The 11,895-nt window shown below is 62.4% G+C and carries 7 protein-coding genes; 4 read left to right on the forward strand and 3 right to left on the reverse strand.

The window, feature by feature from the left end; translation table 11 throughout:
• The first annotated feature begins 84 nt into the window (after positions 1–84).
• Complete coding sequence (locus BV106_RS02915) at positions 85–1,749, forward strand: FAD-dependent oxidoreductase (protein ID WP_038160322.1); 1,665 nt, start codon at positions 85–87, stop codon at positions 1,747–1,749.
• Positions 1,750–2,841: 1,092 nt separating this feature from the next.
• Positions 2,842–3,312: an OsmC family protein gene (locus BV106_RS02920; RefSeq protein ID WP_038160249.1), complete on the forward strand. Its 471-nt coding sequence runs from the start codon at positions 2,842–2,844 to the stop codon at positions 3,310–3,312.
• A 366-nt stretch (positions 3,313–3,678) separates the two neighbouring features.
• Here BV106_RS02920 and BV106_RS02925 read toward each other — a convergent pair whose 3' ends face one another.
• Positions 3,679–4,260 carry an AraC family transcriptional regulator gene (locus tag BV106_RS02925; protein ID WP_218280867.1) on the reverse strand — a complete coding sequence of 194 codons (582 nt, stop codon included), beginning with the start codon at positions 4,258–4,260 and terminating at the stop codon, positions 3,679–3,681.
• A gap of 384 nt (positions 4,261–4,644) precedes the next feature.
• On the opposite strand from BV106_RS02925, the gene BV106_RS02930 reads away from it, so the two are divergent.
• Entirely contained in the window at positions 4,645–6,051 is a 1,407-nt protein-coding gene (locus BV106_RS02930) for an aspartate aminotransferase family protein (protein ID WP_038160255.1), read from the forward strand.
• 138 nt (positions 6,052–6,189) lie between these two features.
• Positions 6,190–7,035 carry an acetyl-CoA carboxylase, carboxyltransferase subunit beta gene (gene accD, locus BV106_RS02935; protein WP_038160258.1) on the forward strand — a complete coding sequence of 282 codons (846 nt, stop codon included), beginning with the start codon at positions 6,190–6,192 and terminating at the stop codon, positions 7,033–7,035.
• Positions 7,036–7,129: 94 nt separating this feature from the next.
• On the opposite strand, the gene BV106_RS02940 is transcribed toward accD, so the two are convergent.
• A complete protein-coding gene (locus BV106_RS02940) occupies positions 7,130–8,614 on the reverse strand; it encodes a DUF1501 domain-containing protein (RefSeq protein WP_081891484.1) in 1,485 nt (494 codons plus the stop codon).
• 18 nt (positions 8,615–8,632) lie between these two features.
• Positions 8,633–11,659 (reverse strand): PSD1 and planctomycete cytochrome C domain-containing protein, encoded by a 3,027-nt coding sequence (locus BV106_RS02945; RefSeq protein WP_265595283.1) that lies wholly within the window; start codon positions 11,657–11,659, stop codon positions 8,633–8,635.
• Positions 11,660–11,895 lie beyond the last annotated feature (236 nt).

Consider the following 11,895-nt stretch of genomic DNA (forward strand, 5'->3'; position numbering starts at 1 on the left):
CATGTCCAATCTCCCGCGGTCCTGACTTATTCCACTGCCAGCCTCCTCGTTGGTGATCCTCACTCTCCCTCCCTTCCTCACACCATGCACCGCCGCTTCTTTGTTGCCGCACTGATTGCCGCCACCGCCTTGCACCCAGGCCTGGCCCAGGAACCCACCGCCCCCCCGGCCGCCACCTCCACCCCACCCGCTGACGCCCCCGCCTATGACGTCGTAGTGTACAGCGGCGTCCCCTGCGGGGTCGCCGCCTCCGTGGCCGCGGCTCGCGAGGGCGCCAAGACCCTCCTTATCGAGCCCACCAAAGAAGTAGGCGGCCTCAACACCAGCGGCCTCAACACCGCCGAGACCGAGCACATGCTGAAGTGGACCTTCGGCGGCGTGGCGCAGGAGGCCTACCAGCGCATGGGCTGGGAATACGGCCGCTGGAACCCGGTGTACTACTTTGAATCCAAAGTCGCGGCCAAGGTCTTCCACGCCATGCTGGATGAAGCCAAGGTGGAGGTGAAGTACGGCGTGCGGGTGGACAAGGTGGAAAAGGAAGGCGCCACCATCAAGAGCATCACCCTCAGCGATGGATCCAAGATCACGGCCAAGACCTTTGTGGACGCCGGTTATGAAGGCGACCTCATGGCCCGCAGTGGCGTGAGCTACACCTGGGGCCGCGAGTCGATCGAAGAGTATGGCGAATCCCTCGCCGGCATCCGCCTGGACAAGACCCCGCGCAAGGCCGCGACGGTGGATGAAAAGGGCAACCTCCTCCCCGGCATCAGCGGCTGGGCCAAGGATGTGACCGAAGGCGCAGCGGACAAAAAAGTCATGAACTACAACTGGCGTCTCTGCCTCTCCAACGATCCGGAGCAGAGCGTGCCCTTCCCCCAGCCCAAGCAGTATGACCGAGCCCGCTACCGCGTGCTGGAGAACTGGATCAAGGAGAAGACCGCCGCCAATGAGCCAGTGAAGCTCCTCGACATCATCGACCTCTACTCCCACGCCCCCGGCCGCAAGGACAAGAAGGAGGTCAACAACAAGCAGGCCGCCGTTATTTCCGTAGGCCACTTCGGCGGGCAGTTCGACTACCCCGATGGCGACTACGCCACGCGGGACCGGATCATCGCTGATCACACGGACTACACCCTGGGCATGTTCCACTTCCTGGCCACCGATGAAACCGTGCCAGAAACACTGCGCACCGAGACCAAACAATGGGGCCTGGCCAAGGACGAGTTCACCAACAACGACCACTGGCCCTACCAGCCCTATGTGCGCGAAGCCCGCCGCATGAAGGGCCTCTACGTGGTGACGCAGAAGGACATCACTGAAGACCGCCGCAAGCCCGACAGCATCGCCATGGGCAGCCACTTCATCGACAGCCACCACGTGCAACGCCTCGCCCTCTCCCCCACGGAGTTCGTAAACGAAGGCCGCATCTGGGAGGAAGGGCAAGTGTACCAGATCCCCTTCCGCGCCATCCAGCCCAAGGCCGAGGAATGCACCAACCTCCTCGTCCCCGGCGCCGCCAGCTTCTCCCACGTGGCCTTCTGCACCTACCGCCTGGAAAGCACCTGGATGAAGACTGGCCACGCCGCCGGAGTCGCCGCCGCCCGCGCCGCCCTCTGGAACAAGACCGTGCAGGACCTCATCATCGAGAACCTCCAGGAACGCCTCCGCGACCAGGGCCAGGTCATCGACTTCATCGAAGGCCAGCCCGAGAAGTTCGTGAAGGAGCAGAAGAAGGTGACGAAGAAGTAAGGGGGAGGAAAAGCCTCCAGCATTGGCGAGCCCTGTCCTGCATGACAGGTGCTCGCCGAAGGGGCGGGAAGTGGGCTCCTGACGCCAAAGGCGTCAAACAAAACAGCCCTGGGTAAGGCGAGGCACGAGCCGCCACCCAGGGGGATCGATGGAAAAGCGCTGGAACTCCAAAGGAGTTCTACAAACCGTCCAAATCACCCGGAGACGGGCCGCACTACATGCAGTGTGCACCTCAGGGATCCGGTCACAGTCTGTAGAACTCACTTCGGAGTTCTGACCCATTGCCCATGTACCCAGGGTGGCGGCTCGTGCCTCGCCTGACCCTGGGCTAGCATGTATGACGCCTTTGGCGTCAGCGGGCTCACTTGCGGCGTCGACGAAGGCTCCGTCCACACCGGCAGGCGGTGCCGCAAATCTCCCGACTCAAGCCAGCAGACCGCCAAGGAACCTCCTGCTGCGAGGCGCCCCCCCGCACTCGAACCCGGAGGGTTCACCATGAATAGCCATGCGGTGAAGCGAGCGGAGCGAGTGCAACCCATGGAAAACGTCGCGCACAAACTCTACCGCGGAGCGGTAGGCCATCACGGCGGTCATACCTCCCAAGCAGGCACACCCGTCGAAGGCCTACCGCTCCGCGGTAGCACGGCGTTGGCGCTTTCCACGGGTTTGGCTCGCTAAACTCGCCTAACCCGTGGCTACGCATGGTGAACCCTCCGGGTTCGGAAACGCCCTCTAGTCAAACGATCTCCTGAGCAGGACGTTCCCCTTAGTCGAGGTCAGTCCACGAAGTCAGCCTGTAGCAACCGCAGGTTTTTCCGTGCCGAAGCCAGCTCCGCCTCGAACAATTCAGCCTCAGCCGCATCAAGATGGGGCATCCGCTTCCAAGCTGCAAGCAGGTCGACTCCAGTGCACCGACGAGGAACTGAGCGCGTACTTATCGCCAAGCCTCCATCACACCCGACACGCCCCGAAATTGGCATTGCCGTTTCGCAGGTCGAATCCGTAACCAATGGACCAGACATATTGAGGATCAATCCTACCACACGTTCCTTCTGGCTCCAGCACAACCCTCTCCCAAACGCACCCAACTACATGTCCGAACACAAAGCCTTCATCCTGTGGGAAAACACCAGTGCCGAGGGAGAGTTCACCAAAGGACGCTATTCGCGGGAGCACACCTGGAAGTTCGACGGCGGAGTCACCGTCCCGGCCTCCCCCTCGCCTTCCGTGGTGCGCCCGCCGTTCTCCAATCCCGACTGCGTGGACCCGGAGGAAGCCTTTGTCGCCGCCATCTCCAGTTGCCACATGCTGACCTATCTCTTCCTCGCGGGGCGAAAAGGCTTCCAGGTCGAGCGCTATGAAGACGAGGCCGTGGGCGTGATGACCAAGAACGACGCCGGCGTCCCCTGGGTCAGCCAGATCACCCTCAACATCCGCATCCAGTACGGCCCCAACGCCCCGTCGCCCGAAGAGGAAGACCACCTCCACCACGAGGCCCACGAGCAGTGCTACATCGCCAACTCCGTGAAGACAGAGATCTTGGTAAAGTCGGTAACTCAGTAATTCAGTAAACCAGCAATCCAGTGCGTCAGTGGGCGGTACGTCAGTGCGTCAGTAGTTCCCTCCCACGCAGGAACCCGGCACTCCCACCGTCGCGAAGCGTCTTGGAGTGCTGGCGGCTCGACGCCGCTTTCGCCTGCTGATAGAGAGACGCCCACCCAGGGCTTTCATCAGCTGCCTCGTCCTCAAAGCACGCGAGCATCTCACGCCGAGGACACCCACCCCTCCTCCGCTCACCATCGGCGGTTGTGCTCAAGGCACAAACCGCCGCTCCTTGAAATCCTCCCGAACTTTGTGCCTTCGTGCCTTTGTGTGAGGATTGAAAGCGCTCCCCACTTTTCACTTTTTACTCTCAACTTTTCACTCTCCCTACAACACCGCATTCCTCTGGAACTCCCGCCGATACGCCTTCGGCGTCATCCCCATCACGCGCTGGAACTGACGGTTGAAGTTCGCCAAGTTCCCGAACCCGCAATCCAGGGCGAGGTCCGCGATCTTGATATCCTCTTCCACCAGGCGGGAGCAGGCGCGGCCGATGCGCAGCTCATTCACATACTGCGGCAGGGTCTTGCCAGTGCGGGTGCGGAAGAAGCGGCTGAAGGCTCCCGGGCTGAGGCTGGCGTGAGCAGCAGCTTCGTCGCGGTCCACGGTCTCCAGGAGATTCCCGTGAATATAGCGGATCGCCCGCTCCATCCGTCCCTGGTCAGATCCCTTGAGCTCCGGCGCATACTGCGGGCTGGCCAGTGACTTCACGTCCTTCGAGTGGGACAGCAGGTCCAGAATGCTCAATAGCTCAATCACACGAGGCAGGCCCTGATTATCGGCCAGACGGCGCAAACGCTCCGCCACCTCGTTCCGGGTTTTTCCGGTGAAATGCAATCCGCGGCTCGCCCGCTTAAGCAACTGCCGGACGTTTTCGAGCTCCGGTCTTTGCAAAAAGTCATCGCCCATGAAATTGTCCAAAAAGCGGATGATGATCGCATGAACCGCTTTTCGGGACCGCCCGGCGCTCTCATCTTGGTGCCAGACGTGAGGCAAATTCGACCCGACCAGGACCAGGTCTCCGGCGGTCAGGGGAGCCAGGCTGTCGCCTACAACCCTGTAACCACGGCTCTTCAGCACGAGTGTCAGTTGATGTTCCGGATGAAAATGCCACTGGGCGCCGTAGTTTGGCCCCTGCACTTCTTCGCAGTGAAACGACTCATGTTCAGACAACGGGACAGTTTCCCGGATCGGTTTTCTGACTTGGTTGGCAGGCTTCATTCTGTGACAAAAGTACCGGAAATCATGACACACGGCGTGGAGGGTGCAATGCCGAGGTGATAGCTTCTTTACATGGGCAAAGAGTTCAATATTTCACCAGTCAACGTCCCGCCAGTCGCGACGAAGTACCGCCACATCGCCACCGCTTTGCCCCATCCGGACTCCTTGTCCACCCTGGAGCGACTGCGCACGCTGGAACCCACGTCGATGCGCGGCATGCCCCCCATCGTCTGGGAGCGGGCCGAAGACATTTTTGTGTATGACAAATACGGCAACCGCTGGCTCGACTGGAGCAGCGGGGTGCTGGTGACCAACGCCGGTCACGGCGTGGCAGAGGTGCGGCAGGCCATCATCGACCAGGTGAACAGCGGGCTGCTTCATAATTACGTTTTCCCTAGCGAAGAACGTGCCGAACTGGTGACCCTCCTTGCTTCACTTGCCCCGGCCGAGCTCAACAAGGTGTTCCTCCTCACCACTGGCTCAGAGGCCACCGAGTGCGCCATCAAGCTCTCGCGCGCCCACGGCATCAAGGTCGGCGGTCGCGGCAAGATCGGCATCGTCGGCTTCGAGCGCGGCTTCCACGGTCGCACCATGGGCTCGCAGCAGGCGGGCGGCATGGCTGGCCAGAAGACCTGGATCGTCAATGAAGACCCCTCCATCGTCAACGTCCCCTTCCCGGACGGGTACTGGCAGCAGGATGTGTCGTTTGACTGCTTCCTCGACTCCCTCGCCAAGCAGGGCCTGAAGCCCTCGGACATCGCCGGCGTCATCATGGAGACCTATCAGGGCGTAGGCCCTGACTTCGCCCCCGTGGAATACGTGGCCGAGCTCGCCGCCTGGTGCCGCCAGCATCAGATCGTGCTCACCTTTGATGAAGTGCAGGCTGGCTTTGGCCGCACGGGCAAGTTCTGGGCCTTCGAGCACTACGGTGTCACGCCGGACATCATCTGCTGCGGCAAGGGCATCAGCAGCTCCCTCCCCCTCTCGGCTGTGCTGGGCAAGGGCGAGATCATGGACCAGTTTGGCCCCGGCTCGATGACCAGCACCCACACGGGCAATCCGGTGTGCTGCGCCGCCGCCACCGCCGCGATCAACAAGCTGCTGCGCGACCGCCTCACGGAAAACGCCGCCGAGCTGGAGCCGATACTTCTGTTCGGGCTGGAGAGGATCAAGGCCAAGCACCCGCTCATCGTCGGCCACGTCTCGGCCAAGGGCCTGGTCGCTGGCATGCAGACCGTGAAGCCCGGCACCTCGGAGCCGGATCACGATCTGGCCCACCGCATTATCGAACTGTGCTACCAGCGCGGCCTGCTCCTCTTCGCCCCCGTGGGCGCCTGGGGGCAGACGGTCAAGATTTCCCCGCCCCTCTCGATTCCGCAGGAAGCGCTGGAGGAAGGCCTGGAGGTCCTCGCCGCCGCTACGGACCAAGCCATTGCCGAGGCCGCCGGGGTGTCCGCCCCCCAGCTCTCGCTGGCCTAGTCAAAGCTCAGATCCAAAGAAAATCTCCTCAGGGAGGCAGGCGCTCCGGTGCCTCGCCTCCCTGTCGCTTTGTGACCGGGGGTTGCGGTTTCCCCCATCCCCTGCTAAGCTGCTCCTCCAACGCCAAACTCTAACTACATGGGACTTTTCAGCAAACGCTCAGTCAGTGACCTCGGTGAGAAGAAGAAGGACATGCCTGAGGGATTGTGGGTGAAGTGTCCTTCCTGCGGAGAGAGCCTCTACGAATCCGCCCTGGCCAAGAATCTCCGGGTCTGCACGCAGTGCGGCCACCATTTCACGATGAGCTCAGGGGAGCGCATCGCCGCACTTGTCGATGACGGCACGTTCGAAGAAATCGACGCCAACCTCGACTCCGTCAACGCCCTCGGCTTCAAGGACTACCTCGCCAAAGTGAAGGCCTACCAGGTCAAGACCGGTCTCAAGGAGGCCGTCGTCACCGGCCGGGCCAGGATCGACGGCACCCCCGTGGTGCTCGCCATCATGGACTTCCGCTTTCTGGGTGCCAGCATGGGCAGCGTGGTGGGGGAGAAAATCACCCGCGCCATCGAGACCGCCACCCGCGAGAAGTGCACCGTCATCATCTTCAGCGCCTCCGGTGGCGCCCGCATGCATGAGGGCATCCTCAGCCTCATGCAGATGGCCAAGACCTGCGGTGCCCTCGCCCGCCACGGCGAGGCCAAACTGCCCTACATCTCCGTGCTCACCCACCCCACCACCGGGGGTGTGACCGCCAGCTTCGCCACCGTGGGCGACCTCATCCTGGCCGAACCCAAGTGCATGATCGGCTTCGCCGGTCCGCGCGTGGTCAAGGAAACCACCCACAGCGACCTCCCTCCTGGCTTCCAGACCGCCGAGTTCATGATGGAACACGGCCTAGTGGACATGATCATCCAACGCCCTGTCATGCGCGAGACCCTCGCCAAGCTGCTCAAGTACGTGCAGCAGGAGAAAAAAGCAGCCTGAGGAAATTAGGAATTCTGAATGCTGAATTAGGAATGGAGCATCCTTGATGTCCTTCAGGAAGTTCATTCCTAATTCCTAATTCAGCATTCCTAATTTAGGTCAGTAGTTCTCTAACTACGTGCCCGTGCACGTCGGTCAGGCGGCGGTCGATGCCGTTGTGGCGGACCGTCAGCCTTTCGTGGTCGATGCCCAGCAGGTGCAACATGGTGGCGTGGATGTCATACACCTGCGTGGGATGATCCCGGTCCAGCGGCTTGTAGCCCCATTGATCGCTCTCGCCATAGGTCACGCCGCCTTGGATGCCGCCGCCGCAGAGCCAGTTGGTGAAGCAGTACGGATTGTGATCCCGCCCTGAGCCGCCTTGCGTGGAGGGCATGCGGCCAAACTCGGTGGTCCAGAGGATCAGCGTATCCTCCAGCAGGCCGCGCTGTTTGAGATCCAGGATGAGAGCGCTCACCGCCTTGGCCATGCCCCAGGCCAGCGGGCCGTGGTCTCTCTCAACGTCCTCATGACTGTCCCAGTTGCGGCGGGGAAAGCCGTTGTCATTGCCGCTCCAGATCTGTACGAACCGCACCCCGCGCTCCAGCAGACGGCGGGCGGTCAGGCATTTGCGTCCCATGCAGTCCGCCTCCTCCGCAGGATTGATCTCGGTGGGCCACACCTTGCGGTGCTCCTGGATGCCGTACATTTCCTTGATCCGCTCAGGCTCTCCCGAGATATCGAGCGCTTCAGGGGCGGCCAGTTGCATCTTGGCTGCCAGTTCATAACTGCGGATGCGAGAGTCGAGCCGCGGATCCCCGCCATGCAGCGCCGCATGCTGACGGTTCAAGCGGGTTAACAGATCCTGTCCCGCCGACTCAGACTTCGCGCTGACATAGGAGCCCGCCTTGTGCGGGTAGAGATCCGCAATGGGCACCTCTGCACCGGGATAGATGATCGTGCCCGCATGCTGGGAAGGAAGGAACGCCGCATCCCAGTTCTTGGGTCCGTTGGAGGCGAACCCGCGATGATCCGGCAGCACGACGAAGGAGGGCAGGTTCTCGCTAAGCGAGCCCAGTCCATAGCTCACCCAGGAGCCCATACCGGGAAATCCCGGCAGATTGAATCCCGTGGCCTGGAGCAGTGTGCCCTGTGAGTGCACACCCGTCTTGCCAACCAGATTGTGGACGAAGGCCATGTCATCCACGCAGGCACCCAGCGGGGCCACCACCTCGCTCAGCATCTTGCCGCTCCCGCCGTAGGCCTTGAAATCCCACACCGGCTTCTTCCAGGGACCCAGACCATTTTGAAATGCCTCCACCGCCTCGCCGAAGTCGGAGGGCTCGCCGTGGTGCTTGATGAGCGCTGGCTTGTAGTCAAAGAGATCGATGTGGCTCGCAGCCCCTGCCATGAAGAGCTGCACCACCCGCTTCGCCCGCGGCGCGCGCATGGGCGCCCGCCCCTCCCCGGAGGCCGCCGCCTGGAGGACCTCACTCTGCAGGAGCGATCCCAGCGCCAGCAGCCCGAACCCCTGCCCGCTGGCCGCCAGCAGATCCCGGCGGCTCAGAGTTCTTGGTGATAACATCGACGGCGTCTTCATGGGCGTTGCATCAGGGGATCAATCCACGAACGTGAACTCATTCAGGTTCAAGATAAGGCGGCAGGTGTTGGCCAGGCCGTGCTGGGCAGCATGGGCCACCAGCGCCGTCACCTCTTCACCGGTGGCCTCGCGCCCCAGTGCCAGCGACATGGCGCGCTGCATCTGCTGCTCAGGATCGGACGCCTCCTGCTCCAGGCGTTTGGCGAAGTGCTCCGCCATCGCCACCGTCAGGCCGTTGTTGAGCATGGCCAGCGCCTGCAACGGCGAGAGGCTCTCATTCCGCCTGTCCACCCGCATGGAGGGGTCCGCACAATCCAGCACCGTCATGAAGGGCTGCTGCTGGCTGCGCACGATGAAGCGGTAGATGCTGCGCCGGTGGCTGCGCGGATCGTTGGGATCATGCAGGTGATACTGATAGTGCGGCGAGTGCTCCGGCTTCTCGATCACGAAGTCCTGGAACGACGGGCCGCCCATCGTCAGATCCAGTCGGCCGCTCACGGAGAGGATGGCATCCCGCACCGCCTCCGCCTCCAGCTTGCGCCGGTTCTGCCGCCAGAGCAGCCGGTTGTCCGCATCCACTGTGGCCGCCCGCTCTGCAACCTGCGGTGCTGCATCACTCAGTTGCCGGTAGGTGCGGCTCATGACGATGAGCTTGTGCAGTGATTTCACAGAACCCTGCAAATCATCACGGAAGGCACGCGCCAGCCAGTCCAATAGTTCCGGATGGCTGGGCGTGCCCCCCATGCGACCGAAGTCATTGGGCGTATCCACCAGACCGCGGCCAAAGTGATACTGCCAGACCCGGTTCACCATGCTGCGCCAGAAGAGGGGGTTGTCCCGGCTCGTGATCCATTGCGCCAGGGCCACACGTCGGGCCCCTTCGTCATTCGCATTGGCACAGGCGAACTGGCCCGCCAGAGCATCGAACGCCGCGATGCCGCCTGGTGCCATCAGCTTGTCCGGTGTCTTCACATCACCGCGTTTCAGCAGAGCAATGGGCCGGGGTTTGCCGCCAGAAGGCCCCGTCCCGGTGAACGTGCCGCTCCCATAGTGCACGGTCCCGGCATAGACCACCTGCGGTGCGGGCATGGCAGAGAGTTCCCGGTTGATGCGCTCCACCTTTTCCCGCGTCACTTCTAGCTCCTTCAGATCCTCCGGCTTGGCATGCTTAGCCAACAGGCTTTTGCGTTGAGCCTCCAGATCTGCCAGCAGTCGCGACTCGTTGCCCGGCTCGAACCCCGGAGCGACACCGTCAATGAGGTTCACCCTAGCCCAGCGCGGCGGGGCCTCAATGACATCCCGCGAGGTGACCGTGCCGCCAGTGGCGAGGTTGTTTCCTTGCTCATCCAGCACCTGGAGCTCCGCCAGCGCCAGCATGTAGTCCTGCTTCCGCTCCGCCAGCCTTGTGGCGGTGAAGCGGACGTAGCGCCCTTGGGCGCTCTCCAGCTTGAGCGTCTGCAAGGCCGTTCCAGGACGCGGTTGATCTTCCGCATCCCGATGCACCGCCGCCTTCACCTGCCCCGCGGCAAAGGCAGGATCATCACTGACCTCCACGCGATACCGCACTGGGAATCCAAACCCGGCCCCGATGCCGTTAAAGTCATCATAGCACGGAGCCACCACCACGCGGTCCACCGCCACCGCCCGCCCCAGATCCACCTGCACCCATTTCACCTCGTCGCGGGTCGCGGCCAGTGCACTGTGATAACCAAACTTCGGACTCGCATTCCCCTTGGTAGCCTTGCGCGCCTCAGTGATTTTGCCATCCAGCGTCGCCAGTTCCGGCCCGGCTTTATCTTGAAGGCTCTTCTCCAGCTTTTTCTGCCGGTCGCTCAGCTGGCGCTGTTGATACTCCAGCTCCGTGCGCTTCCGGGTCAGCACAGGATCGGTGTAGTACTTCTTGTCCGCCCTATCCAGCGCGGCAAACACCGCCTGAAGCGAGTAGTAATCCTCTTGGGTAATGGGATCGAACTTGTGGTTGTGGCACTGCGCACATCCCACCGTCAGGCTCATGAAGGTGCCCAGGGTGTTCTGCACCATGTCATCCCGGTCCAGATGCCGGGCGATCTTGCCGTCGATCTTTGACTCCGGCACTTCAGCGTGGCCAATGAGATCCCACGGCCCTGCCGCGATGAACCCCAGCGCCTCCATGCCATCCCGCGTGCCGGGAAAGAGCACGTCCCCGGCGATCTGTTCTTCCGCGAACCGCGCATACGGCCGGTCCTCGTTGAAAGCACGGATCACATAGTCACGGTACGGCCACGCATTGTTGCGGGGCTTGTCCTTGTCATAACCGTGCGTCTCCCCGTAATGCACCACATCCAGCCAGTGCCGCGCCCAGCGCTCGCCGTAGCGAGGTGAGGCCAGCAAGCGATCCACGAGACGCTCGTAAGCGCGGGCATCGGAGTCCGGATCCTGGAGGAAAGCAGCGAGTTCCTCCGACGACGGCGGCAGCCCGGCGAGATCGTAGGAGAGGCGGCGGATCAAGGTGCGTCGATCTGCCAAGGAGGCTTGGGTGAGACCTTTGGAGGCAAGAGCCCGCTGGATGAAGGTGTCCAGTGTTTCGCTGGTGGTGGGGAGATCGGCAGCGGCCACCTGTTGCAGCGGCTTGAAAGCCCACCAGTCCATCCGGTCCTCCGTCTTCGCCACATCCACGCCCTCCGGCCAGACTGCTCCTTCGTCGATCCAGCGCTTCAGTGTGTCGAGGTCCGTGGAGGTTAACTTCGGCACCGATGACTTCACCGGCGGCATCATCATCTTGGATTCAGCACCCGTAATGAAACGGACAAGCGGGCTCCGGGTGCTGGCGCCCGGGACGATGTTTGGCGCATGGTTGTCGCCCTCGTGCAACGCTATCTGCTTCAGGTCCAGACGATAACCGCTCTTCTGCTTCTCCGGCCCGTGACAGTCATAGCAGTGCTTTTCGAGGATCGGCCGGACCTCGCGGACGAAGTCCACCGGGGTCGGAGTCGCTGCGGCGGAGAGACCCACGCCGCTGAGGAAGACCAGGGCGAGGATGGAGGGCCGTTGCGGAAGCAATGTCACGCAGGCAATAACGGCGGAGAGGAGGACGACCTCTGAAACGCAATCGCGGGACAGGGGCGAGATTGGTAAAATTTGGCAGCAGCGCCGAACGTGAGCGAGTTGCCGGAGAGTACCCGCGCTGTGGTTGGAGTACCGCGTTTACGCGGCTCAGTCGTGCGTCTCCGACACCTCGCTCCGCTTCAACATTTCCAATGCCCGCCTAAAGGCCAATGCCATCAGGGAAAAGAATATGCCCC

Origin of the sequence: Verrucomicrobium sp. BvORR106 (assembly GCF_000739655.1) — a bacterium.
Taxonomy (GTDB): Bacteria; Verrucomicrobiota; Verrucomicrobiia; order Verrucomicrobiales; family Verrucomicrobiaceae; genus Verrucomicrobium.

What these genes read in the sequence shown, in the direction of transcription:
- BV106_RS02915 (WP_038160322.1), top strand. Translation starts at nt 85, where the DNA reads ATGCACCGCCGCTTCTTTGTTGCCGCACTGATTGCCGCCACCGCCTTG.
- accD (WP_038160258.1), top strand. Translation starts at nt 6,190, where the DNA reads ATGGGACTTTTCAGCAAACGCTCAGTCAGTGACCTCGGTGAGAAGAAG.
- BV106_RS02930 (WP_038160255.1), top strand. Translation starts at nt 4,645, where the DNA reads ATGGGCAAAGAGTTCAATATTTCACCAGTCAACGTCCCGCCAGTCGCG.
- BV106_RS02940 (WP_081891484.1), bottom strand. Translation starts at nt 8,614, where the DNA reads ATGAAGACGCCGTCGATGTTATCACCAAGAACTCTGAGCCGCCGGGAT.
- BV106_RS02920 (WP_038160249.1), top strand. Translation starts at nt 2,842, where the DNA reads ATGTCCGAACACAAAGCCTTCATCCTGTGGGAAAACACCAGTGCCGAG.
- BV106_RS02925 (WP_218280867.1), bottom strand. Translation starts at nt 4,260, where the DNA reads ATGGGCGATGACTTTTTGCAAAGACCGGAGCTCGAAAACGTCCGGCAG.